Here is a 23,402-nt window from a genome sequence, read left to right on the forward strand (position 1 = left end):
GTCACGGCTACCCCTTGGGTAGAGGTTAACGCGGGTGACATACCCACGGTGAACCAGTGGTATGTCCGATCACTCACAGGAACGATTCAGATCAACGTTATCAGGTGGTTACTCGCCAGTAGCATCGCTGTTGCCGTACAGATCGGCGCGAACAGCGTTCAACGCCCGCTGTAACGGCGGGATTCGCCGGTCCCTCTGGGCCGCCGCCCGCGCGGTCGCGACGGCATGTTCACGCAGTTCGGCATCCATCGCGGCGGTCTTCTCGGCCGCCGCGGCCGCCTCGGTTTCCTCACGGGCCGCCAGCTCCGCGGTGAGCGCGGACTCCGCGGCCAGCACCCGCGTCGCGACCAGCTCCTCGACCGCCGAACGCAGCGTGGTGGTGATGTCACCGACCCAGCGATCCAGCACCGCCCGGTCGTGCAACAGCCCCCGGGTGCCGACCACCCAGACCGCCAGCAGCAGACCCACCACCGCGCCGACCACCAATCCGGCCACGGCCAGTCGCGGCGCCGCACCCGCCAACACCCTGCTCACCGCCACCGCGACACCCAGCCCGAAGCCCGCCCCCAGAACCAGCATCAGCCGGGTCTCGAGGGTCCGGGATTTCAGTGGCGGTGACGGCAGATCGGGAACCACCGCCGGCTGAGCCGGCAATCGAGCCCCGGCCGGGGCCGAGGGCTCGAGGATCGGCAGCTCGAGTTCCGCCGCGACGCCACGCAGATGCGCGGTGACGCCTTCGTCGACATCGCCGACGACCTCGTGGGCGCGCTGCCGGACGTACTCCTCGAACGTCTCGATCCGGCGCCGGCTCATGCCCGCGACGTCCTCCTGCAGTTCGGTGCGCACCGAATTGCACCGGTTGCGGGCGAAATAGCCCAGCTGGACCCGGGCCTGCTGCAGCTGACTACGCAATGCGATGCTGCGCTCGGTGCGGGTCAGCCTGCGTGCCCTGGCCACCTCGGCGCGACGCTCCCGCAACACGTCCACCCGGGCCTGACGGTCGGCGCCGGACCCGTCGGCCTCATACCGGAGGATGACCGCTTCCAGTCGAGTTTCCCAGGCGCGCAGCCTATTCCGGCGAGCCACGTCGGGATCGGCCAGCTGACCGGTGAGCAGTTCGACGAGCTCGTCGAGCTGAGGCTCGCCGAGGTCGGGCGCGGCCGCCACCCCCACCCAGGGCATGCGTGCGTAGCGCGCGTCGCGCTCACTGAGGATCTCCGCATCGGCGTCGCGCACGTCGCGCCAGTCGCGGTACGCATCGATCTTGGACACCACACCGATCACCAGGTCGGTGTATCGCGACGCCAAATCGACCAGGGCACAATCTGATTCAGTCAGCGGGGACGCCGCCGAAACCACGAACACCACAGCTGCCGGCGCCTCGCCCGCCACCAATTCGGTGGATTCCACGAAGGTGGTCTGGGGCATCCGCTCCCGCAACGCCGCCATCACACTCGTCGATCCGGCCAGCCATGGCCCGGCGACCAGCACCGCGTCGCGAGTTTCCACTCCCGGCGAGTTCAGGCCCGGGTCGATCGCGGCCACCACGGCGTCGGCGTCGGCGATTTTCGCTTCACGCGTGCGCGCCGCTACCGGGTCTCGGGCCGTATCCACGTCGGTCATCCTCGGCTGCCCGCCGCGCCCAGCAGTCGCAGCGACCCCCGCACGATCGCGTCACCGCAACTGCGATGCAGGGCATTCACCGGACCGTCGCGGTAGTGCCGCCAGCGCCGGGCACGGCAGAGATGGGCGTTGCGATCGTCGCCGGGGTCGACGGTCAGTCCTTCGGCCTCGACCACGTCGACCGCCGCGGCCATCACCGCGATCACCGTGGCATCGGCTGAAAGGAAACGTCCCACCGCCGGGCCGCCCACTGCACGCAGCTCGGCCAGGGCCCACCGCACCCGCCGGTACCGGACCGGGGCAGCCGCCGCATCGATCGCCGCCACCACCCGGTCGACCTCGCTGAGCCGACGTAACAACCCCGGCACCGCCTCCAGCTGAGCGCCACGGCTCATCGCCAAGGTGGTGTGGGCGATCCCGAACCGGTCCAGACGCTCCAGCAGCTCCGTGCGCTGCACTCGGTGTGAACCGGCGACGAAGGCATCGGCTGAGGTCAGGTCGGCGGGCTCACCGGCCAGCAGGCACAGCGCGTCGACCAGGTGCGGAGGAAGCGTCCGGGTGGACGCCAAAGCCAGCAGCGCCACCATCGGCACCACCGGAACTCCGGCCGGCTTCTGCAGGCGCGAGGCCCTGCGGTGCGCGGTGGCGACCGGTCCGCCGGGCCCGGACCCGGCCAGATCGGCCTTGTTGAGCACCACGATCGCCGGCCTGCCTTCCCGCGCCAGCTCGGCGAGCACTGCCTCATCCTCAGGTTTGAGCACCTCGGCGATCACCAGCACCGTGACATCACCTGACTCGGCGATCTCGAGACCCGCACCGGCCGGCGCGGAGTTCTCCAAGGCGGCGTCTTCCAGGGCGGCGTCTTCCAGGGCAGCGTTTTCCAGGGCGGCGGCCACCGTGCTCACGCCGACGCCACGACGCCCGCACACACGGACACTGACGGGAGCCGACACCCGTGCACTGATCTCCGCCAACCGCGCATCGCCGTCACGGTCGGCAAAGCGTGTGAGCTCGTCTGCGAAAATCTGGCAGCCTTCCCTGCGTGGTGACGGGCCTACCCCTGCGCCCACGAAAAATCGTGACACGGCCCGCGGGGACGCGCGAACAGAGGTTTGAGCCTTAACAGTAGGAGGCAACTGTTGGGTATCAATCTCTACCACGATGCGGGCACATCGCCGGAGATAAGAGACCATGGACGGATGCACCCGTCCAGGTCCGACATCGATGGGCAGGCGCCGGCAGATGAGGCGGCCGACGTGCCGCCCGCCCAGCCGCACCGTTTTCCCCGGGTGACCAGCTTTCGCACCCGGCGGTCGACGCTGTCGCCGGCCCAGCAACAGACCTGGGACCGGCTGTGGCCCGAGCTCGGAATGCAGGCCCGTGACGAGGTCTCGACACCGGTGGTCGACCTCGACACCACCGCCTGGTTCGGCCGCTCGGCCCCGTTGATCCTGGAGATCGGCTCGGGCACCGGCACCTCCACGCTGGCCATGGCCCAGGCCGAACCCGATCTCGACGTGATCGCGGTCGAGGTCTACCGCAAGGGCCTGGCCCAACTGCTCAGCGCGATCGACCGCACGACACAGACCGAATCCCCCGTCACCAACATCCGCATGATCCGCGGCGACGGCGTCGACGTGCTGGAGCACATGTTCGGGAGCGAGACCCTGACCGGCGTGCGGGTGTTCTTCCCGGATCCCTGGCCCAAGGCCCGCCACCACAAGCGCCGCCTGCTGCAGCCGGCCACGGTTGCCCTGATCGCCGACCGGCTGCGGCCCGGCGGAATTCTGCATGCGGCCACCGACCACGCCGGGTATGCCGAGCACATCGCCGAGGTGGGAGACGCCGAGCCGCTGCTGCGCCGGGTCGAGCTCGGAGCGCATTTGCCGATATCGGTCGAGCGCCCGGTCACCAAGTACGAGCGCAAAGCGCTTGCCGGCCCCGACGTCACCGAGTTGGTCTGGGAGAAACGGCCATGAGTGTGACCGAAGACATGCAAGACGAGACCGCGCAGGCAGAGGCCCGATCCGAGGCGGAGTCCGAGACCTCGATCACTGCGCCCCCGCGGCGGGTGCTGCTCGTGTGGGACGCCCCCAACCTGGACATGGGACTGGGTGCGATCCTCGGCGGCCGCCCGACCGCCGCGCACCGTCCACGGTTCGACGCGCTGGGCCGCTGGCTGCTGGGATACACCTCTGATCTGGCGGCCTCTGGCGGCGTTGCCGGCGACAACACAGACGTTTCGCTGGAGCCCGAGGCCACGGTGTTCACCAACATCGCCCCAGGTAGCGCCGATGTAGTGCGGCCGTGGGTGGAAGCGTTGCGTAACGTGGGCTTCGCCGTCTTCGCCAAGCCGAAGATCGACGATGACAGTGATGTCGACAGTGACATGCTCGAGCACATCGCCCTGCGTCGCAAGGAAGGGCTGGCAGCGGTCCTCGTGGCCTCGGCTGACGGACAAGCGTTCCGCCAGCCGTTGGAAGAAATCGCCCGTGAGGGCACCCCGGTGCAGGTGCTTGGATTTCGCGAACATGCGAGCTGGGCGTTAGCGTCGGATACCTTGGAGTTTGTCGATCTGGAGGACATTCCTGGTGTGTTCCGGGAACCGCTGCCACGGATCGGACTGGACTCGCTGCCCGAGCAGGGAGCATGGCTGCAGCCGTTCCGGCCGCTGTCATCACTACTGACCGCACGTGTGTGACAACTGAAGACCTTCGTCCAGTACAAGCGCGGGTCACCAAAATTTTTAGAGCGAAGTATCAAAGCGTTAGGAGCCTAAGTGTTCGCCTGGTGGGGTCGAACGGTGTACCAGTTCAGGTACATCGTCATCGGTGTCATGGTGGCGCTGTGCCTAGGTGGCGGCGTCTACGGCGCCAGTCTCGGAGAGCACGTCACGCAGAGTGGTTTCTACGACGAGGGCAGCCAGTCGGTGCAGGCGTCGCTGTTGGGCGACGAGGTCTACGGCCGCGACCGCACCAGCCATGTCGTCGCCATCCTGACGCCGCCGGATGACAAGTTGGTCACCGACAAAGCGTGGCAGAAGAAGGTGACCGGGGAACTCGACCAGGTGGTCAAGGATCACCCGGACCAGGTCCAGGCCTGGGTCGGCTGGCTGAAGGCGCCTGACGTCGCCTCGCTCGCCGCGATGAAGACCGAGGACCAGCGTCACACGTTCATCAGCGTTCCCCTCAAGGGTGACGACGACGACGCGATCCTCAAGAACTATCAGGCCGTCGAGCCCGATCTGCAGCAGGTCAACGGCGGCGACATCAAGCTGGCCGGCCTCAACCCGCTGGCCAGTGAGCTGACCGGGACCATCGGCACCGACCAGAAACGCGCCGAGCTCGCGATCGTGCCGCTGGTGGCGGTCGTGCTGTTCTTCGTGTTCGGCGGTGCGGTCGCCGCCGCCCTGCCCGCGATCATCGGTGGCCTGACCATCGGCGGCGCGTTGGGCATTCTGCGGTTCACCGCCGAGTTCGGGCCTGTGCACTTCTTCGCCCAGCCGGTCGTGACGATGATGGGTTTCGGTATCGCCATCGACTACGGCCTGTTCATCGTGAGCCGGTTCCGAGAGGAACTCGCCGAGGGCTATGACACCGAGGCCGCGGTACGAAGATCGGTGATGACCTCGGGCCGGACCGTGGCATTCTCCGCGGTGATCATCGTGGCGTCCTCGTTGCCGCTGCTGCTGATCCCGCTCGGGTTCCTGAAGTCGATCACCTACGCGATCATCGCCTCGGTCATGTTGGCAGCCTTCCTGTCCATCACGGTGCTGCCCGCCGTCCTGGCCATCCTGGGACCCCGGGTCGACGCGCTCGGCGTGACCACACTGCTGAAGGTGCCGTTCCTGGCCAACTGGCCGTTCTCGCGGCGGATCATCGACTGGTTCGCCGAGAAGACCCAGAAGACCAAGACCCGCGAAGAAGTCGAGCAGGGCTTCTGGGGCCGGCTGGTCAACATCGTGATGAAGCGACCCATCGCCTTCGCCACGCCGATCCTGGTCATCATGACGCTGCTGGTCCTCCCGATCGGCTCGCTCACACTCGCAGGTATCAGCGAGAAGTACCTGCCGCCCGACAACGCCGTGCGCCAGTCCCAGGAGCAGTTCGACAAGCTCTTCCCCGGATTCCGCACCGAGCAGATCACCCTGGTGATGAAGCGCGAAGACGGTGAGCCGATCACCGATGCCCAGATCGCCGATATGCGCGCCAAGGCGCTGAACGTGAAGGGCTTCACCGATCCGGACAACAACCCGGACGCCATGTGGAAAGAGCGCGCGGCCACCGACAGCGGGTCCAAGGACAAGTCGGTCCGGGTCATCCAGAACGGCCTGGTCAACCGCGGCGACGCGGCGCAGAACATAGCGGACCTACGAGCCCTGCAGCCCCCGCACGGCATCGAGGTGTTCGTCGGCGGTACCCCGGCCCTGGAGCAGGACTCGATCCACAGCCTGTTCTCCAGGCTCCCGCTGATGGTGACGATCCTGGTCATCACCACCACGGTGCTGATGTTCCTGGCCTTCGGCTCGATCGTGCTGCCGGTCAAGGCCGCGTTGATGAGCGCCCTGACCCTCGGCTCGACGATGGGCATCCTGACCTGGATGTTCGTCGACGGCCACGGCTCAGGACTGCTGAACTACACACCACAGCCGCTGATGGCACCGATGATCGGTCTGATCATCGCGGTGATCTGGGGTCTGTCCACCGACTACGAGGTGTTCCTGGTCTCGCGCATGGTCGAGGCCCGAGAACGCGGGATGTCGACCGCCGAGGCCATCCGCATCGGTACCGCGACCACCGGTCGCCTCATCACCGGTGCCGCCCTGGTCCTGGCAGTGGTGGCAGGCGCGTTCGCCTTCTCCGACCTGGTGATGATGAAGTACCTGGCCTTCGGTCTGCTCATCGCCCTGCTGCTCGACGCCACGGTCATCCGTATGTTCCTGGTGCCGGCGATCATGAAGTTGCTCGGCGACGATTGCTGGTGGGCTCCGCACTGGATGAAACGAATCCAGGAGAAGCTCGGCCTCGGCGAGACCGAACTGCCCGACGAGCGCAAGCGCCCGATGGGGCAGGAGTCCGCAGAGGACCCCCGCGCCCTGGCCGGCGTCGGCGCGCTGCCGGCACCGCGCCCGCACGATCCGACACATCCTGCCGCCGAGCCCCGGCGCCCGCTGATGCCGCGGACCAACGCACCCTCGGCTGCCGGCACAGCGCGGATCACGCCGCCGCAGCCACCGGCCCAGCAGCTTCCGAGTGCCCAGCAAGAACCGGCCACCACGCGGTTCGCGATGGCCCGTAACGCCGTGCGCAACGCGGTGAACACTGCGGTCAACACGGTCAACACCGCGACCGGCAGCACCAACGCCGGCACGGAACGCACGCCGCAGCCCACCGGGCGGCCCGCGGGTGGCCCGGCATCACCCCCGCAGCGTGAAGATCAACCGCAGCAGCGTCCGCCCGCCGGTGGTGGTGAGAATGCGCCGACGACCGCGTTCAGCGCACAGCGCCCGAACCAAGGGCCGGGGCCGAATCCACGCCAGCGTGATCAGGACCCGTCGACCCAGAAGCTCAACCCCCGCGACGACGAACCGCCTCGTCGCGGCGGCGGGATGAGTGCGCAGGATCTGCTGCGCCGCGAAGGCCGGCTCTGATCCTGGGCTAGCGGTCGGGATCGTCCGACGACAGGTCATCGGCACGGGCTTGAATGAGCACGTCGTCCGATTCCTCTTGCCGGGCCTCCTCGGCCTCGGGATCCTCGGCCAGCAGAACCCGGGTCGCGCTGTTGATGAACGCCACTGTGGGAACGGCGAGCAGAGCGCCGACGATGCCGGCCAGGACACCGCCGCCCGCGATGGCCAGCACGACCGCCAGCGGGTGAATCGACACCGCGCGGCCCATCACCAGCGGCTGCAGCACGTGACCCTCGAGTTGCTGCACCGCGATGATCAGCCCGAGCGTGATCAGGGCGTAGACGAACCCCTTGGCCAGCAGCGCCACCACGACCGCCAGGAATCCGGCGACGACCGCACCGACCAGCGGGATGAAGGCGCCCATGAACACCAGCGAGGCCAGCGGCAGCGCCAACGGGATACCCATGATCGCCAAGCCGGTACCGATGCCCACGGCATCGACCAGGGCGACCAGGAACGTCGCCCGCATGTAGCCGCCCAGCGAGTGGAAGCCCGCTCGCCCGGCGTCACGAACCCGGTCACGCACGTGCGTCGGGAACGCCTTGGTGACGAACGCGAAGATGCTGCGCCCACCCTGTAACAGGAAGATCAGAGTGAACAGCACCAGGAGCGCGCCGGTGAGCAGTTCGGTGAGGGTGCCCGCGGTGGACAACGCCCCGGTGGTGAGCTTCTCCTGATTTCGTTGCAGCGCCTCGATCGCGGTGTTGCCGGCCTGGTCGATCTGCTCCTTGCTCAGCTGCAGCGGGCCGTTGATCAGCCAGTTGCGCAGCCCGTCGATGCTTCGGGTCACCTGTTCCACGAGTTGTGGTGCACCCTCGACGAATTGGGAGATGACGAAGCTCAAGATGCCGCCCACCACCGCGAAACTGGCGAGCAACACCAGGGCCACGGCGGCGCCACGAGGGGCACCGCGGCGGTCCATGAAGTCGACGGCGGGCAGCAGCAACGCCGCGACCATGGTGGCCAGCGCCACCGGCACCACGATCACCTCAAGGTGTTTGATCAGCCACAGCAGTGCCACCACGGCCGCCAGAATGACCAACAGCCGCCACGACCAGGCCGCAACCTTGCGGACGAACGGCGTGACGGCCTCATCAGCAACAGGATCCAGTGCCATCTCGGTAGCGTAATGCGGCGCGCCCAGCAACCGGCGATGTCGACACGACCTGCGCGGTTACCCTGTAGGGCGTGTCACAGGACGCGCCGGCCGACACAACCCGGGACAGGGTCGGCTCCACGCGCGGCAAGTACTGGTGGGTGCGGTGGGCGGTCATCGCACTCGCGGTGACAGTGCTGGCCGTCGAGGTGACACTGGTCTGGGATCAGCTGGCGAAGGCATGGCGGAGCCTGCTGACCGCGAACGGATGGTGGGTGCTGGCGGCGGTAGGCGCCGCGATGGCCTCGATGCACAGTTTCGCCCAGATCCAGCGGACGCTGCTGCGATCGGCGGGAGTGCCCGTCAGACAGTGGCGTTCGGAGGCCGCGTTCTACGCCGGTAACGCACTGTCGACCACCATGCCGGGTGGCCCCGTGCTCTCGGCGACGTTCGTGTACCGCCAACAACGCATCTGGGGTGCCTCACCGCTGGTGGCCTCGTGGCAGCTGGTGATGTCGGGGGTGCTGCAGGTCGTGGGCCTGGCGCTGCTGGGCCTCGGCGGCGCGCTTCTGCTCGGGGCCAGCAAGAACCCGCTGTCACTGATCTTCTCGCTCGGCGCGTTCCTGGCGATCATCCTGCTGGCGCAAGCCGTGGCCACCAGGCCCGAGCTGATCGACGGCATCGGGGCCAAGGTGCTGGCGTGGGTCAACTCGCTGCGCGGCAAGCCCACAGACACCGGGCTGGCCAAGTGGCGCGAGATCCTGCAGCAGCTGGAGTCGGTCAGTCTGGGCCGGCGGGACCTCGCGGTGGCGTTCAGCTGGTCGATGTTCAACTGGGTCGCCGACGTGGCCTGCCTGGCGTTCGCCTGCTACGCCGCCGGCGGTCACCCATCGCTGGCCGGGGTCACCGTCGCCTACGCCGCGGCCCGCGCGGTGGGATCGATCCCGTTGATGCCAGGCGGTCTGCTGGTGGTGGAGGCCGTGCTGGTGCCCGGACTGGTCTCCTCCGGAATGACGCTGGCGTCGGCGATCTCGGCGATGCTCATCTACCGCCTGGTCAGCTGGATCTTCATCTCCTCGATCGGGTGGGTGGTGTTCTTCTTCATGTTCCGCACCGAGAAGGACCTCGACCCGGACGAACACACGGCCGGGACGGCGGACACAGACGGTCCCGCCTCCCCGAACCCTGAATCCTGAATCCTGAATCCTGAATCCTGAAAAGCCCTAGGAGACGTCGATGCGAATCCGGTACCCGATCGCAGTGGTCGCGCTGACCTTGGCCGGGTGTTCGTCGGCGCAGAGTCCGCAATCCGAGTCCCCCACGACCACCACCCCGCCACCGGTGGTCACCCCGGTGGTGGGATCGGTTCTGGCAGAACCGGTTCCAGTGGCCGCCACCGATGGCCGCACCCACCTGGCCTACGAGCTGATGCTGACCAACACCTCGCCGAGCGCCGTAACCCTCAACTCGCTGAGCGCCACTACGGCCGACCGCAAGTTGCTCACCTTGTCCGGGGACAGCCTCAAGTACTGGACCAGGGCCGTGGGCAATTCCGCTGTGCCAACCAACGTGCTCGGCCCCGGGCAGAGCGCGTACGTGTGGCTGGACGTCGTCGCCGACGATCCGACGCAGGTGCCCACCGAACTCACCCACGAACTCGGGATCACCGTGGCCAAACCGATGCCGCCACTGGTCCCGCCCACACTGACCGAGCCGGTGGCGCCGGTGGCGGTGCAGACCCGCAAGCCGGTGTCCATCACCCCGCCGCTGACCGGGGACAACTGGGTGGACGCCAACAGCTGCTGCGATATGACGCCGCACCGCATGGCGTTGAATCCGATCAACGGAAAGGTCTGGGCTGCAGAACGATTCGCAATCGACTATGTGCAGCTGGGCGCCGACGGGCGGCTGTTCGCCGGGGACCGGGCCAAGGTCGCGAGCTACCCGTACTTCGGCTCCGAGATCCACGCGGTGGCCGACGGCCCGGTGGTCGCGGTGCTCGACGGACTGAACGAGCAGGTCCCGGGTGTCGCGCCGAACGGCCTCACCCTCGCCCAGTACGGCGGCAACCACATCGTGCAGGACATCGGCGACGGCAACTACGCCTTCTACGCGCACCTGCAACCGAACAGCCTCAAGGTCAAGCCCGGAGACAAGCTCAGCGCCGGGCAGGTCATCGGCGCCTTGGGCAACTCCGGCAACTCCGATGCACCGCACCTGCACTTCCATGTGATGGACGGGCCGGATCCTTTGGCGTCCAATGGCTTACCATTTACCTTCAAATCGTTCCGGCTCGATTCGCGGCTCACCTCGCTGGCCGCCGCCGATGCGCTGTTCGACGGCAAGCCGGCCGCGCGGCAACCGGGCTTCGCCGAGCGCGACCAAACCGACGTCAGCCCACTGGTACTGGATGTGATGACATATGCGACGAGCTAGCGGCGCGGCGTTCCTGGCCGACCTGATCTGCGTGGTCGTGTTCTGCACCATCGGACGGCGCAGCCACGCCGAGGGTCTGACGGTGGCCGGGGTCGCCGAGACCGCGTGGCCGTTTCTCACCGGGACCGTGGTGGGCTGGTTGCTCTCGCGCGGCTGGCAGCGCCCGACATCGTTGGCACCCACCGGCCTCGTGGTGTGGGTCAGCACCGTCGTGGTCGGCATGGTGCTGCGCAGATTCACCTCGGCCGGCGTCGCGGTCAGCTTCGTCATCGTCGCCTCGCTGGTGACCGCGGTGTTGCTGCTGGGCTGGCGCGGGGTGCTGGCAGCCGTGCAGCGTCGTCAATCCGCCTGAGCCCCTTCGCCGGAGGCCGATACCGGCGCGGCCAGCGTCAAAACGGCGCGCAGACCGCCGAGCGGCCCGTCGGACAACGTGATCTCGCCACCGTGCAACACAGCCTGCTGCGCCACCAGGGCCAGGCCCAGCCCGGATCCCCCCGCCATCGCGGTGCTGCCCCGGCGGAACCGGCCCAGAACGGTCCGGTGCTCCTCCACCGGTAGTCCGCGCCCGTTGTCGTCGACGGTGATCACGAGGTGCTCATCGCTGCGGTGGGCGGTCACCACGATCCGGGTGGCCTCACCGTGGACGATGGCGTTGCGCACCAGGTTGTCCACGGCGATGCGCAGCCCGCCCGGCCAGCCCAGTACCAAGCCGACGTCATCGGCAACCTGCACGTCGATCCGGACATGCTCGCTGCCCCGGGCGTTCTCCCTGACCACCCGGTCGAGCAGATCGGCGATGTCGATCAGTTCGCGGTCCTCGGCCTGGGCCAGTTCTCCCGAGGCCAGTTGGCCCAGCGCGGTGATGATGGCCTCCACGCGGCGCTGGGCCCGGGACAGGTCGGCGACCACTTCGTCGCGTTCGGATTCCGGCAGGTTGTGGATCCGCAACGTGTCCAGATCGGCGCGCATCGCGGTGAGCGGGGTGCGCAGTTCGTGCGCGGCATTGGCGGCGAAATCCTGTGCGGCCTGAAGGGAATTGGTGGTGGCGCGCTGCGCGGCGGCCAAGCGGGTGAGCATGCCCGCCATGGCCTCCGACAGGTCCTCGGCCTCCCGCACGCCGCGCACCTTCGGCATCGCCTCGGTGCCGCTGTCCAGTTTCGAGGTCTGCTCGGTGAGCTTGCGCAGCGGCCGGATGGCCGGCCCGGCCAACAGCCAGCCCAGCCCTCCGGCCACCAGAACGGTGGCCACACCGAATCCGGTGTAGAGCGGAATTCTGTTGGGACTCAACAAAATACTGTCCGCACGGATACCGATCGACATCAGCACACCGCCGTGCTGGTCCACGTGGACGGTGCGCACCCGGTAGTCGACCCCGTTCACCTCGACGGTCTCGGTGCCCGGCGGCAGCGCCGGCAACTGGAAGCCCCGCTGGAACACCACCTGCCCGGTCGACCGCGACCGGCCGGTGGTCAGCACCCCGCGAGTGGGATCCTGAAGATGCTCGGGGCTGATGCTGGCGTCGACGATCGAATCGAGCCTGCGGTCCAACTGCGCGGAGTCGTTGTTGGCCAGCGCCACCGAGGTGAGGATGGTGAACACCGCGACCACCGCCGCCGCCGCCAGCGCCGAGGCCACGGCGACCCTGGTGCGCAATGACGCGGAGCGGATGAAGCCGAAGATCCGCACCTACTGCCTGTTCCTCACGGCACCCGTCACGCGGCCCTCACGCATCCTCCCGCAGCACGTAGCCGATGCCCCGGACGGTGTGGATGACGCGCGGCACATCGGGCCGCTCGAGCTTTCGCCGCAGATACGAGATGAACACGTCGGCCACATTCGTGTCCACGTCGAAGTCGTATCCCCAGACCAGCTCGAGCAGCCGCTGCCGGGACAACACCACACCGGTGTTCTCCGCCAGCACGGCCAGCAGGTCGAATTCCCGCTTGGTCAGGTCGACGCGATCGCCGCCGACGAACACCAGCCTGCGGGCGGTGTCGATGGTCAGCGCCCCGACGGTCATGGTGTCCGACGGCCGATCGGCATGACTGGCCCGGCGCAACAGCGCGTTGAGCCGTGCCACGAGCTCGCCGAGGTCGAACGGTTTCGTCAGGTAATCGTCCGCGCCGGCTTCCAGTCCCGCGATGCGGTCGTTGACCGTGTCGCGGGCCGAGAGCACACAGATCGGGATCTCATTGCCCAATGCCCGCAAGGCGGTGACCACAGCGACGCCGTCGAGCTCCGGCATCTGAACGTCGAGAACGAGCGCGTCGTGCGACTCGTTCGACAACAGGCGCAGTGCTTCCTTGCCGGACGCCGCGACCCGGACGTCGAACCCCGAATGCCGCAATCCGCGGGCAACCGAAGTACGCACATCCGGGTCGTCGTCGACCATCAGCACCGTGCGGTTCACGCTCTCGAGCGTCACGTGTCCTTCGCCGCTGGCGGGGGTTGCTTCCACCCGCACTCGGTTAGGGGATGGAAGGAGCCGGAGCTTCGCCGCAGCGGTTCTTCAGGTCTACCAGCGGCTGGCGGATACCGGTCAGCTCCGCCTTCGTCTGCGGGTTCGCTTCCAGGTAGTCGTGCACCTTGGTGCGGACCTCTTCACGCGGCAGACCTTCCAGGCTGGTGAAGAAGTTGTTCACATCGGGATGCGTGAACAGGTACGCCGAGGTCGATGCCGAGACGCCCGAAGCCACGCCGGCCAGATCGGCCGCGCTGCAGTTGGGGGGGTTGTTCGCCGGGTCGTCGGCAAGCGCCGACGGGATGGCGCCGAACAGCATCGCACCGGCTACAGCGCCGGCGCCGGCCACGCCAGCTACCACGCGCCGCGCATTTCGGGCCGAGAGCAACATGGTCAAGCTCCTTCATCGGATGGGGTAGGCCGTAACCCCAATCGGTTATCGGCTCAAGAAAGCTAAGCAGAATCCTTGACGACTTTCCTGCCTTGCGCGCAAACCGGCTCTCCGGTCGGTGAACCCGCAGTTCAGCGGTACCACCTACGACGACGCGACGGCCGCCCGCCTAGCGCGTCGTAGCCGTGGCGGGGCCCGGAAGCGGACCGGAGCCCGCCGTCACCGACGACGGGCGCGACGATTGCGCAGGCACCGCGACACTGGGCACCCCGACGTTCTGCGCCGAGGGCGCCCCGGCCGGCAAACCACTGGTAGGGGTGCCCTGCGATTGGGTGGCCTGCATCAGCCCCATCAGCTGCGGCAGGGTGACCGGCAACTTGCAGCGCGTGCCCAGGCTGGCCAGGGGCTGCTGCAACTGCTGGATGTCCTTGGCGGCCTGAGGGTTGGCATCGAAGTAGGTCTTGAGGGCCGCGATCGACTGCGCTCCACCCTGTTGCTGGCTGATCGTGGTCAGGGCCTGGTTGGTCTGTGGATGCGTGTCCAGATAGTTGCCGATATTGGTGGCCACGCCGCCCGCGGTGCGGGCGACCTCGCTCGCGGCGCACGGATCGGTCGCAGCCGTAGCGGACGGGACCATGAGCGCGGCCACCACGGCGCCGCCGACGCCGGTCACCGCGAGAGCGGCGGCCAGACTGCGGCGCAATCCACCGTTGGTCGGTTGCATGGAGTACTCCTTCAGCGTGGGCCCCGGCGCACACGTCAGCCGGGGTCGTCCTTGGCTATGTCGCCGGACAGGGCGCTTCTGTTAGCAGCTCCGGGCCGGCGGCGTGCGCACAACGCTACGGATATCAGCTGTGAGAAGTCTCAGGGCGATCTCAGAACCGGAAGAGAGCGAGCCACATTACACCGGTAGAGGTACGCTCTCGCTGGTACGAGCCAGGACACGCCCAGCCAGGTTGGGGGGAGAAAGCGGGGAAGTCGCATCCAGCAGTTCATGATGCGCTTGAGCAGCTATCTGCGCAGATTCCGCTGGGCGGTTTTCGCGACTTGGTTGTTGCTTCTGGTGCCCTCGATCTACCTAGCGATCAACCAGTCGTCCAACCTGACCGGCGGCGGGTTCGACGTCGAAGGTTCGCAGTCGCTCCACGTCCAGCGGCAACTCGAGGAACATTTCCCGGACCAGGGCGCGTCCCCGCTTGCCCTCATCGCCGCGCCCCGCGCCGACGCCTCGTTCCAGGACATGAACGCCGCGGTGGTGTGGCTGGAGAAGATCGCGGGCGAGGTGCCCAGCGTCAAGATCGTGCCGAATCCCCAACAGCCGGCCCCGCAGCCCGACCGGCCCTACGTCATCACCCTGCAACTGGACTTCAACAACACGGGCGCGGTCGATGTGGCCAAACAGCTGCGCCAGAAGGTCGGTGTGCACGGCGAAGAGCCCGGTGAGAGCGAGAACGGCAAGGTCAAGTTCTACGTCATCGGTCAGGGTGCACTCGGTGCGGCCGCGACACAGGCCACCAAGCACGACATCGCCGCGGCCGAGAAGTGGAACCTGCCGATCGTCTTGATCGTGCTGCTGGCGGTGTTCGGATCGCTGGCCGCCGCGGCGCTGCCGCTGGTGCTCGGCATCTGCACGGTCGTGGTGACCATGGGCCTGGTCTATCTGCTGTCGATGTACACGCAGATGAGCGTGTTCGTGACGTCGACGGTGTCGATGTTCGGTATCGCCCTGGCCATCGACTACTCCCTGTTCATCCTGATGCGCTACCGCGAGGAGCTGCGCGCCGGCCGTGACCCGGCCGATGCGGTCGACGCCGCGATGGCCACCTCCGGTCTGGCCGTGGCTCTGTCCGGCCTCACCGTGATCGCCTCGGTCACCGGCATCTACATCATCAACACCCCGGTGCTGGTGTCGATGGCCACCGGCGCGATCCTGGCCGTCGCGGTCGCCGTGCTGACCTCGACCACGATGACCCCGGCCGTGCTGGCGACGTTCGGCAATGCGGCGGCCAAACGCTCGTCGTACCTGCACTGGTCCCGCCGCGCCGAGGCGACCCAGTCGCGGTTCTGGACCCGGTGGACCGGCGCGGTGATGCGACGGCCGTGGGCCTCGGCCGTCGCCGCGACGATCCTGTTGCTGACCCTGGCCGCACCGGCGTTCGGCATGGTGCTGGGCAACAGCATGCAGCGCCAGTTCGAGCCGACCCACGAGATCCGCGGCGGGGTCAACGCCGCCGCCGACGCGCTGGGTCCCGGAGCGCTGGGCCCGGTGCGAGTGCTGGTGACCTTCCCCGACGGCAACGCTGACGGCGCCAAGGGCACCGCCACGATCGACGCGGTGCGCCAGGAGATAACCCGGGCACCCAACGTGCAGACCGTGCAGCCGCCGGTGTTCGCCGACAACAACACCAGCGCGCTGCTGTCGGCCGTGCTGTCGGTGGACCCCGAGGACCTGGCCGCGCGCGAGTCCATCGACTGGATGCGGGACAAACTGCCCCAGGCTGCGGGGCCGAATGCGCGCGTGGATGTGGGCGGTCCGACCGCGCTGATCAAGGACTTCGACGATCGGGTGTCCAGCACCCAGCCGCTGGTGTTCCTGTTCGTCGCGTTGATCGCCTTCGTGATGCTGCTGGTGTCGATCCGATCGGTGTTCCTGGCACTCAAGGGTGTCCTGATGACCGTGCTGTCGGTGGCCGCGGCATACGGCAGCCTCGTGGTGGTCTTCCAGTGGGGTTGGTTCGAGGGGCTGGGATTCGAGAAGATCAGCTCGCTCGACAGCACCGTTCCGCCGCTCGTGCTGGCGATGACCTTCGGCCTGTCGATGGACTACGAGATCTTTCTGCTCACCCGGATTCGGGAACGGTTCCTGCAGACCAACAGCACCCGCGACGCGGTCGCCTACGGCGTCAGCACGAGCGCACGCACCATCACCAGCGCCGCGCTGATCATGATCGCGGTGTTCATCGGTTTCGCTTTTGCCGGCATGCCGCTGGTGGCCCAGCTGGGTGTGGCGTGCGCGGTGGCCATCGCGGTCGACGCCACCGTCGTCCGGCTCATCCTGGTGCCCGCCCTGATGGCCATGTTCGACGAGTGGAACTGGTGGCTGCCGCACTGGCTGGACCGGCTGCTGCCCGAGGTGGATTTCGAAAAGCCTTTGCCGAAGGTCGAAGTCAACGATCTGGTGATCATTCCCGACGACATCTCCGCAATGGGTCCGAGCGGATCGGACCTGCGCATGATGGTGCGCACTGCCGCACGAATGAAAACCCTTGCTCCGCAAACGATCATCGTCACCGACCCGCTGGCTTTCAGCGGCTGCAGCAAGCCTTCCTCCCGGTTGGCGGCGCGGCGGCCCGGTGGCCCGAAGCGCTGCCCGGGAGTGCATCCGGTGACGATGTGGCGGGGCAGACTCTCGGTAGCCGTGGACGCCCTGGAGACCGAGGCCGACGCACAGCGCACGCCCATGGAACGCCTGGGTCCGGTGGAGACCACGAATGTTCAACTGCCGACCGGTGATCGGCTGCAGATCCCGACCGGCGCCGAAACTCTGCGGCTCAAAAGTTATCTGATCATGTGCCGGAACAGCACCAAGGACTATGAAGAGTTTGCTGATCTTGTCGATTCGGTAGAAACCGAGACTGCAGCTCTGGTGTTGTCGGGCATGGACCGGTATTACTGTGGGCAGAACCCGAAGAGCAGATGGGTGGCCACGCAGCTGGTGCGGCGGCTGGCCGACCCGCAGCCGTCCGATGAACACGACTTCGTGATGTCGGACCCGGATGCAGCTGCCGAATGGGAGAAGGTCAGGCAGCGCTGCCTGTCAGTTGCGGTAGCAATGCTGGAGGAGGCGAAGTGACGTTGGCCCCCGACGTCCGGGAATCGAGGGATGCGCGGATGGCGCGCCGCGACGAGGTTCAGCCGGTTCAATCGTCTCCGCGACGTCCCCCGAGTCAGCGCACCCAGCCGCCCCAGGCGCAACGCACCTCGGCCCAGCGGACCACAACCGCACAACGGACGGCGGCCACCCCGCGCGCCGCCACCCCGCGGACTACGACGCCGCCCAGTTCAGCGCAACGCAGTTCCGCACAACGCCCCCAGAACGCGCCCGCCCAGGTACAACGGACACAGGAGCAACGCGCTCCCGTGCAGGACACCAAGGCACAGCGCACACAGGGGCAGGGCACGCAGACACCACGCACACCGGTACAGCGCTCGCAGCAACCGGCGCAGCCGCGACAATCACGTCCGGCGAAGGCCGCACCGCCGCAGCGCCAACCCGCATTCGACGACCGGCCGGTCGAGTACTGGCCGACCGCCGCCATTCGCGCGGCATTGGAGACCGACGACATGGCGGTCTGGCAGCGCATCGTCGCTGCGATCAAGCGTGATCCTTACGGCCGCACCGCCCGCCAGGTCGAGGAAGTGCTGCAGACCGCGCGCCCCTACGGGGTGTCCAAGGCGCTGTCGGAGGTTCTGGTGCGCACCCGTGAGCACCTGGAGGCCACCGAGCGGGCCGAGGTGGCTCGCCAGATCCAGGCCATGCTGCGCCGGTCCGAGCTGCAGGCACCCGAGTTCGCTTCGCGCGTCGGGGTGTCCAACGAATCCTTCGCCGACTATCTGGAGGGCACCACCAGCCCGCCGGCCTCACTGCTGCTGCGCATGCAACGGCTCTCCGACCGGTTCGCCAAGCTCTCCGCACAGCGTTCCGCCAAATAGCCAGGATTCTCCCGGTCCATGACGTCCCAGTCGGCCGCGACGGTGCAACGCGTCCTGCGTGATACCCGGTCGGTCGCCATCGTCGGCGCCTCGGCCAACCCCGCGCGGGCCAGCCACGAGGTCTGGAAGTATCTGAAGGCGGCCACCGACTACACGCTGTACCTGGTGAACCCGACGATCACCGAGGTCGACGGCACCCCCGTCTACCCCAGCCTGGCCGCGCTTCCCGAGGTACCGGATCTCGTCGACGTGTTCCGTCGCCGCGAAGAACTTCCGCACGTGCTCGCCGACACCATCGCGGTCGGAGCCAAGACGTTGTGGCTGCAACTGGGGTTGCGCGACGAGCAGGTGGCCCGCGACGGAGCCGCGGCAGGCCTCACGGTCATCCAGGACCTCTGCCTGAAGGTCGAGTACGCCCGCTTCGCCTAGCGCTGCCAGCCACGCAGCAGCAGTAGGGCGGCGATCCGCTGGGTTGGCGTGTCCAGCCGCCCCTGCAGAATCCGGTCGGCTTTTTTCATGCGTAGCCGGACGGTGTTCGGATGTACGTTCAGCGCCGCTGCGGTGGCGTTGACGTCACCCCAGTTCTCCAGCCAGGTGCGCAGCGTGATGGTCAGTTCAGTCCCGTCCGTGCGGTCGAAGTCGCGCACCCGCTGCAGTTCGCTGTGTGCCACGGACTGCACGGCGGTCGTAGCGCGGCTCAGAACAATGGTGTCCCAAACCTGCTCGTGCGTCGCAGATCTCAGGTCGAGGCGCAACGCGGCGGCAAGAGTCTCGTCCGCTTCCACGCGGGCGGCCGGCAACCCCGCGTGGCCCGGACTCAATCTGCTCGCGCCGACCGCCCCAGGCGATGCGGATCCGACGATCCCGCACAGCCAGGGCCAGCCGCCCGGCCCCGCGCGTTGCCCGACCACCGCGTAGACGACATCACCGATGTCGACGAGCACCGGATCCTCCCACGACTTCTTTCGCAGGAAGGTACGCCACAGAGCCAGGTCTTCTCGAGCATCTGCCATCGAGAGTCTTTGCAACGCAACGACTCTGACCGGTTCAGACAGCAGCGGCACATCTTGACCGGCGTCGCTGGCCGTTCCGGTCAGCGCCGCACGTAGTTGACCCGCCGTATACCTGCCGGTCAACTCGAGTTCGGCGCAGAACCGTACGAGGTGCAAAGCGACCGCGGTACTCGCCGCCGAGAGTCTCGCCACGAGATCCGGGTCGAGGCGTCCATCGAAAATCGCCCAGATCGAGCCGACGAGTTGTCCACCGACGCGCAACGGGATGACGAGACGCTGCGCAAAACCGGGCTCTTCAGCGGGCACCAGAAACGGACGGCCCTCCCGGGCCAGTCGTTTCAAGACCCCGCTGGCCCGCAGTCGCTTCAGGACATCGGTGGGCACGGCTCGGCCCATGATGGTGGAGGTGCGGGCTATGTCGGCGGTCTGCGTCGTTGCCGAGTAGGCGATCACGCGGCTTCGGGCATCTTCGATGGTGACCGAAGAATTCAAGATCGTCGCGACCACTTCGGCCAAGGCGAACAGCCCCTGCTGCGCCGACGCCGCCCCGGCCACCGCCGACTGCCCCTCAAGCAGCAGGCCCCGCGCGAACCAGATGAAGTGCGACCACTCCATTTGCGGGTTCAGGCCCGCCAATGTGACACCTCGCGCGGCGCTGTGGGTGCAGACGTCGGGCGGAACCGGCTGCGGCAGCACCACCGCAGCAGCTCCGGCGGACGCCGCCACGTCGATGATCTCCATCTGCACCGGCTCGTCGGTGGCGCCGATGGCGGCGATGAGCGAACCAGCGCCGGGCGGCTGGCGGTCGCCCCACAGATGCACGGCGGATACCGCCCGTGGATCTCCCTCCACCAGCGTCGTTACCACCCCTGCGCCCAGCGCTTCGCAAAGGTCTACACCTTGGAGCATGAGCGGATTGTAGAGACCGCACAGTCGCGCGAGGGCACGGTGTCAGTTCCGAACAGGGGTGGATCCTGTTGCAGGCCACAGTATTGAATCCGTGAACTCACGCAACAGTGTCCCGCGGAAGCAAGTGGCCGTGATCGGCGCCGGCATGGTGGGGTTGTGCACCGCCTGGTACCTCCAGGAGTACGACATCGAAGTCACGGTCTTCGACCGAGATGACGTCGCAGCAGGCTCGAGCTGGGGCAATGCCGGATGGCTGACGCCGAGCATCGCCACTCCCCTGCCGGAACCGGCCGTACTGAAGTACGGCCTCGGCGCCCTGCTGAGCCACTCGTCGCCGGTGTATGTCCCGCCGACCGCCAACCCGACGCTGTTGCGTTTCCTTGCACAATTCGCACGCAACAGCACCGCGAAGCGGTGGCGGAAGGCGATGCAGGCCCTCATCCCACTCAACAACGAGGCGCTCGCCGCCTTCGCCGAGATGGAGCTGGATCTCGCTGAAAAATCTGCTCCTGCAGCACCTTTCATCGCCGCATACCGCACCTCCGCTGATCGGGAGGTGCTGCTCGAAGAGATAAACCACATCCGGGCTGCAGGCCAGTCCGTCAACTTCGAGCTGCTCGACGGAGCCGAGGCGCGCGCGCAGGAACCCGCACTCTCGTCGGAGATCAATGCCGCGATCAGGATTCTCGATGAGCGGTTCCTCAACCCCGCCGCCTTCGTTCACTCCGTCGCCGACGCCGTGGTGGCCCGCGGCGGAAAGATCGTGCGGGATACGGACGTGGACCGCATCGGCCAGGGCGCCGGCCCGGTCCGCATCGCCGGCCGCTCCTTCGACGCCGTGGTGCTCGCGACCGGGGCCAGGCTCAACCGCCTCGCCCGGCCATTTGGTGTCAAACGGCTGGTCCAGGCCGGACGCGGATACAGCTTCACCGTCAAGGTCGACCATTTGCCGATCGGACCGGTGTACTTCCCCGCCCAGCGCGTCGCATGCACACCCGTCGGCGATCGCCTTCGCATCGCCGGAATGATGGAATTCCGCGACGTAGAAGCCCCACTGGACCCTCGGCGCATCCGAGTACTGCGCGACGCGGCATCGGGTCTGCTTGCCGGGGCCCACCTCGACCAGCGTGAGGATGAATGGGTGGGCGCCCGCCCGTGTACCGCTGACGGACTGCCGCTGATCGGACAATCGACCGATCCGCGAGTGTTCATCGCCGGCGGCCACGGCATGTGGGGCATCACGCTGGGCCCCGTCACCGGAAAGCTCCTTGCTCTACAGATCGCCACCGGCCAGACCTCGCCAGCGTTGCGCGCTGTCGACCCCCTTCGATGAACGGACGTGGATTCCTATGACTGAACTGAAAACGATCTCCTCACCCGAGGCCCCGAAAGCAGTAGGCCCCTACGTTCAGGCCGTCGCGCACGCGGGCATCCTCTACTGTTCCGGCTCACTGCCGCTGAACCCGGCCACCGGAACGATCGAGGCCGCCGACATCGCCGCCGAAGTGCGCCAGAGCCTGGCCAACCTCGCGGCGGTGTGCGCCGAAGCCGGCACCAACCTCGGCCGTACCCTGCGCACCACGATCTACACGACCCGGCTGAGCTCGTTCGCCGACATCAATGCCGCATACGCAGAGTTCTTCGACGTGCGGTCCCCGGCTCGGACCACCATCGAAGTGGCGGCGCTGCCCCTGGGCGCCACGGTCGAGATCGACGCGATCGTCGCACTGAGCTGACCCGTAGGAGCCGGCTTTGTGCCGGCTCCTACCGGGAGTGCAGCGGGGTCACATTGTCGACGAGCCAGCGGCCGTCGGTCTTGCTGAGGGCGACCCGCAGGGCCATCACCGCATTGTCGGTCGGTTTGCCCGGCGCGCTCTGAGTTCCGCGCAGGACCACGGCCACACTGGCCACCTGCGGGCCCAGCGCCTCCACCCCGGCGGAGATGGTGGCTGCGGTGGCCGAGACGTTCTTGCTGGCCAATTCCTTTGCCACGTTGGCGAATTCGTTCTTGAACTGCTCGGCCTGCTTCGGTGACATCATCCCGGTTGCGCGGTCGATCGAGGCGGTCGGGCTCTGCGGGCTGAACGTGGCGGTGGCCTCCGAGACGCTGCTGGCGATCCGCACCACCTCGTCACGGTCGTTGTTGAAGGTGCGGTCGGGCACGGTCCAGCGCAGGTAACCGACCGTCACCGCGGCCACCAGGGCGGCCGCGGCAACGCCGGCGACCGCGAGCCGCAGCCCGGGCGCATCGTCGTCGGTGCCCAGCGTGACGCCGTCGCGACGGGCCAGCACGATGTTGACGATGACGCCCTGCACGATCAGCAGGCACAGCACCGAGCACAGCGAGACCCACCACAGCGGCCAGGACAGCGCCAGGCCGATGTACAGCACCGCCGCGATCGCGGCCAGCGGGGCCGCGATGTCGAAAGCCAGCACGCGCAACCGGTTTCTCATCGGATCGGCTCCAACCGCGAGACCATCAGGGTGCCGTCGACATCGGAGACATCCAACCGCAGCGTCCAGCGCACGGTCTGGGGCTTGTCGCTGCCGGCGTTCTCGCTGACCGAGGTGGCCACCACCAGCACCGTGTCGGTGCGCGAAACCATTCCGGCCAGGTCCGTCTTGGGTGCGGGCACCGGACGGCCGTCCGGGCCTGGCGGTGGGTGGTACAGCGATTCGATGGCCACCGAGTCGATCTGCCCGGTGGTGCGGGCCTGCAGTCGCTGCACCAGATCGCGGTAGGGCTGCACGGCAGCGTCGAAGTCGGAATTGAGCTGGCCCACGGTGCCCTCGCGGAGCTTCTGCATACCGGCTTCGACCGAGTCCTTGTTGATGTTGATCAGGACGTTGGTCCAGTCGGCGGCGGTCCGCAGCACCCGGGTCTGGTACGCGCGCTCGTCGGACTCGCTGCGGTGCGCGGACCACACCATGGTGGCCAGGACCACAGCCACGACCGCGATGAGGCCCGCGACCGCCGATGCGAAGCCGAAGCCGGTGATGACGCCATTGGGGTGATCGGCTGTGCTGTCCTTGCTGTCCTTGCTCGGCGCCTCGGGCATGGCCGTGAGGGT

At 67.6% G+C, this 23,402-nt stretch carries 21 protein-coding genes; 11 read left to right on the forward strand and 10 right to left on the reverse strand.

Features of this window, described 5'->3' with window-relative positions; all coding sequences use genetic code 11:
• Positions 1 to 108 precede the first annotated feature (108 nt).
• Together EH231_RS30650 and EH231_RS30655 are read right to left on the reverse strand one after the other, a co-directional pair.
• The gene (locus EH231_RS30650; RefSeq protein ID WP_090433507.1) at positions 109 to 1,623 is read right to left on the reverse strand and encodes a hypothetical protein; all 1,515 of its coding nucleotides are present in this window, start codon (positions 1,621 to 1,623) and stop codon (positions 109 to 111) included.
• A complete protein-coding gene (locus EH231_RS30655) occupies positions 1,620 to 2,528 on the reverse strand; it encodes a P-loop NTPase family protein (protein ID WP_338134346.1) in 909 nt (302 codons plus the stop codon). Before EH231_RS30655 ends, EH231_RS30650 begins: the two co-directional genes overlap by 4 nt.
• Positions 2,529 to 2,804: 276 nt before the next feature.
• On the opposite strand from EH231_RS30655, the gene trmB reads away from it, so the two are divergent.
• From trmB to mmpL3, 3 genes are all read left to right on the forward strand, one after another.
• A complete protein-coding gene (gene trmB / locus EH231_RS30660) occupies positions 2,805 to 3,602 on the forward strand; it encodes a tRNA (guanosine(46)-N7)-methyltransferase TrmB (RefSeq protein ID WP_164481278.1) in 798 nt (265 codons plus the stop codon).
• The gene (locus EH231_RS30665; protein WP_124713950.1) at positions 3,599 to 4,324 is read left to right on the forward strand and encodes an NYN domain-containing protein; all 726 of its coding nucleotides are present in this window, start codon (positions 3,599 to 3,601) and stop codon (positions 4,322 to 4,324) included. Before trmB ends, EH231_RS30665 begins: the two co-directional genes overlap by 4 nt.
• Before the next feature lie 78 nt (positions 4,325 to 4,402).
• Positions 4,403 to 7,273 (forward strand): trehalose monomycolate exporter MmpL3, encoded by a 2,871-nt coding sequence (mmpL3, locus tag EH231_RS30670; protein WP_124713951.1) that lies wholly within the window; start codon positions 4,403 to 4,405, stop codon positions 7,271 to 7,273.
• A gap of 7 nt (positions 7,274 to 7,280) precedes the next feature.
• Here mmpL3 and EH231_RS30675 read toward each other — a convergent pair whose 3' ends face one another.
• Entirely contained in the window at positions 7,281 to 8,429 is a 1,149-nt protein-coding gene (locus EH231_RS30675; RefSeq protein WP_090433498.1) for an AI-2E family transporter, read from the reverse strand.
• A gap of 71 nt (positions 8,430 to 8,500) precedes the next feature.
• Here EH231_RS30675 and EH231_RS30680 point away from each other — a divergent pair, with 71 nt between their 5' ends.
• From EH231_RS30680 to EH231_RS30690, 3 genes are read left to right on the forward strand one after another with little or no spacing between them, the layout of a single operon-like run.
• Positions 8,501 to 9,604, forward strand: a complete 1,104-nt coding sequence (locus EH231_RS30680) for a lysylphosphatidylglycerol synthase transmembrane domain-containing protein (protein WP_090433496.1) — start codon at positions 8,501 to 8,503, stop codon at positions 9,602 to 9,604.
• Positions 9,605 to 9,644: 40 nt separating this feature from the next.
• Positions 9,645 to 10,844 (forward strand): M23 family metallopeptidase, encoded by a 1,200-nt coding sequence (locus tag EH231_RS30685; RefSeq protein WP_090433495.1) that lies wholly within the window; start codon positions 9,645 to 9,647, stop codon positions 10,842 to 10,844.
• Positions 10,831 to 11,196: a DUF3054 domain-containing protein gene (locus tag EH231_RS30690; protein ID WP_090433493.1), complete on the forward strand. Its 366-nt coding sequence runs from the start codon at positions 10,831 to 10,833 to the stop codon at positions 11,194 to 11,196. The genes EH231_RS30685 and EH231_RS30690 overlap by 14 nt, the downstream gene beginning before the upstream one ends.
• Here the strand turns inward: EH231_RS30690 and EH231_RS30695 are convergent.
• From EH231_RS30695 to EH231_RS30710, 4 genes are all read right to left on the reverse strand, one after another.
• Positions 11,184 to 12,530: a HAMP domain-containing sensor histidine kinase gene (locus tag EH231_RS30695; protein WP_124713952.1), complete on the reverse strand. Its 1,347-nt coding sequence runs from the start codon at positions 12,528 to 12,530 to the stop codon at positions 11,184 to 11,186. The two genes, EH231_RS30690 and EH231_RS30695, sit on opposite strands and share 13 nt — an antisense overlap.
• Positions 12,531 to 12,567: 37 nt before the next feature.
• Positions 12,568 to 13,236, reverse strand: a complete 669-nt coding sequence (locus EH231_RS30700) for a response regulator transcription factor (RefSeq protein ID WP_162563172.1) — start codon at positions 13,234 to 13,236, stop codon at positions 12,568 to 12,570.
• A gap of 76 nt (positions 13,237 to 13,312) precedes the next feature.
• The gene (locus EH231_RS30705) at positions 13,313 to 13,696 is read right to left on the reverse strand and encodes a heme-binding protein (protein ID WP_164481091.1); all 384 of its coding nucleotides are present in this window, start codon (positions 13,694 to 13,696) and stop codon (positions 13,313 to 13,315) included.
• A gap of 169 nt (positions 13,697 to 13,865) precedes the next feature.
• Positions 13,866 to 14,420 (reverse strand): hemophore, encoded by a 555-nt coding sequence (locus EH231_RS30710; RefSeq protein ID WP_124713953.1) that lies wholly within the window; start codon positions 14,418 to 14,420, stop codon positions 13,866 to 13,868.
• A gap of 270 nt (positions 14,421 to 14,690) precedes the next feature.
• Between EH231_RS30710 and EH231_RS30715 the strand changes: the two genes are divergently transcribed.
• The 3 genes from EH231_RS30715 to EH231_RS30725 all read left to right on the forward strand — a co-directional run bounded on the left by EH231_RS30715 (position 14,691) and on the right by EH231_RS30725 (position 18,838).
• A complete protein-coding gene (locus EH231_RS30715; RefSeq protein WP_090433487.1) occupies positions 14,691 to 17,549 on the forward strand; it encodes an MMPL family transporter in 2,859 nt (952 codons plus the stop codon).
• A gap of 287 nt (positions 17,550 to 17,836) precedes the next feature.
• On the forward strand, positions 17,837 to 18,409 hold the full coding sequence (locus EH231_RS34145; protein ID WP_090433486.1) for a single stranded DNA-binding domain-containing protein: 573 nt from the start codon (positions 17,837 to 17,839) through the stop codon (positions 18,407 to 18,409).
• Between the two features lie 18 nt (positions 18,410 to 18,427).
• Positions 18,428 to 18,838 carry a CoA-binding protein gene (locus EH231_RS30725; RefSeq protein ID WP_124713954.1) on the forward strand — a complete coding sequence of 137 codons (411 nt, stop codon included), beginning with the start codon at positions 18,428 to 18,430 and terminating at the stop codon, positions 18,836 to 18,838.
• Here EH231_RS30725 and EH231_RS30730 read toward each other — a convergent pair.
• Positions 18,835 to 20,331 carry a PucR family transcriptional regulator gene (locus EH231_RS30730; RefSeq protein WP_090433483.1) on the reverse strand — a complete coding sequence of 499 codons (1,497 nt, stop codon included), beginning with the start codon at positions 20,329 to 20,331 and terminating at the stop codon, positions 18,835 to 18,837. The two genes, EH231_RS30725 and EH231_RS30730, sit on opposite strands and share 4 nt — an antisense overlap.
• Positions 20,332 to 20,413: 82 nt before the next feature.
• Between EH231_RS30730 and EH231_RS30735 the strand changes: the two genes are divergently transcribed.
• Together EH231_RS30735 and EH231_RS30740 are read left to right on the forward strand one after the other, a co-directional pair.
• A complete protein-coding gene (locus EH231_RS30735; RefSeq protein ID WP_124714432.1) occupies positions 20,414 to 21,664 on the forward strand; it encodes an NAD(P)/FAD-dependent oxidoreductase in 1,251 nt (416 codons plus the stop codon).
• A gap of 16 nt (positions 21,665 to 21,680) precedes the next feature.
• A complete protein-coding gene (locus EH231_RS30740) occupies positions 21,681 to 22,067 on the forward strand; it encodes a Rid family detoxifying hydrolase (protein WP_090433481.1) in 387 nt (128 codons plus the stop codon).
• A 28-nt stretch (positions 22,068 to 22,095) separates the two neighbouring features.
• Here the strand turns inward: EH231_RS30740 and EH231_RS30745 are convergent, their stop codons facing one another.
• Positions 22,096 to 22,785, reverse strand: a complete 690-nt coding sequence (locus EH231_RS30745; protein WP_124713955.1) for a hypothetical protein — start codon at positions 22,783 to 22,785, stop codon at positions 22,096 to 22,098.
• Entirely contained in the window at positions 22,782 to 23,390 is a 609-nt protein-coding gene (locus EH231_RS30750; protein ID WP_090433787.1) for a hypothetical protein, read from the reverse strand. The genes EH231_RS30745 and EH231_RS30750 overlap by 4 nt, the downstream gene beginning before the upstream one ends.
• Positions 23,391 to 23,402: the final 12 nt, after the last annotated feature.

This window comes from Mycolicibacterium nivoides, from assembly GCF_003855255.1.
GTDB lineage: Bacteria > Actinomycetota > Actinomycetes > Mycobacteriales > Mycobacteriaceae > Mycobacterium > Mycobacterium nivoides.

Bases quoted from the DNA above. Each gene is read 5' to 3' on its own strand.
- EH231_RS30650 (WP_090433507.1), bottom strand. From the start codon at position 1,623: ATGACCGACGTGGATACGGCCCGAGACCCGGTAGCGGCGCGCACGCGT.
- EH231_RS30665 (WP_124713950.1), top strand. From the start codon at position 3,599: ATGAGTGTGACCGAAGACATGCAAGACGAGACCGCGCAGGCAGAGGCC.
- EH231_RS30675 (WP_090433498.1), bottom strand. From the start codon at position 8,429: ATGGCACTGGATCCTGTTGCTGATGAGGCCGTCACGCCGTTCGTCCGC.
- EH231_RS30685 (WP_090433495.1), top strand. From the start codon at position 9,645: ATGCGAATCCGGTACCCGATCGCAGTGGTCGCGCTGACCTTGGCCGGG.
- EH231_RS30690 (WP_090433493.1), top strand. From the start codon at position 10,831: ATGCGACGAGCTAGCGGCGCGGCGTTCCTGGCCGACCTGATCTGCGTG.
- EH231_RS30700 (WP_162563172.1), bottom strand. From the start codon at position 13,236: ATGGTCGACGACGACCCGGATGTGCGTACTTCGGTTGCCCGCGGATTG.
- EH231_RS30705 (WP_164481091.1), bottom strand. From the start codon at position 13,696: ATGTTGCTCTCGGCCCGAAATGCGCGGCGCGTGGTAGCTGGCGTGGCC.
- EH231_RS30710 (WP_124713953.1), bottom strand. From the start codon at position 14,420: ATGCAACCGACCAACGGTGGATTGCGCCGCAGTCTGGCCGCCGCTCTC.
- EH231_RS30715 (WP_090433487.1), top strand. From the start codon at position 14,691: ATGATGCGCTTGAGCAGCTATCTGCGCAGATTCCGCTGGGCGGTTTTC.
- EH231_RS30725 (WP_124713954.1), top strand. From the start codon at position 18,428: ATGACGTCCCAGTCGGCCGCGACGGTGCAACGCGTCCTGCGTGATACC.
- EH231_RS30730 (WP_090433483.1), bottom strand. From the start codon at position 20,331: ATGCTCCAAGGTGTAGACCTTTGCGAAGCGCTGGGCGCAGGGGTGGTA.
- EH231_RS30740 (WP_090433481.1), top strand. From the start codon at position 21,681: ATGACTGAACTGAAAACGATCTCCTCACCCGAGGCCCCGAAAGCAGTA.
- EH231_RS30745 (WP_124713955.1), bottom strand. From the start codon at position 22,785: ATGAGAAACCGGTTGCGCGTGCTGGCTTTCGACATCGCGGCCCCGCTG.
- EH231_RS30750 (WP_090433787.1), bottom strand. From the start codon at position 23,390: ATGCCCGAGGCGCCGAGCAAGGACAGCAAGGACAGCACAGCCGATCAC.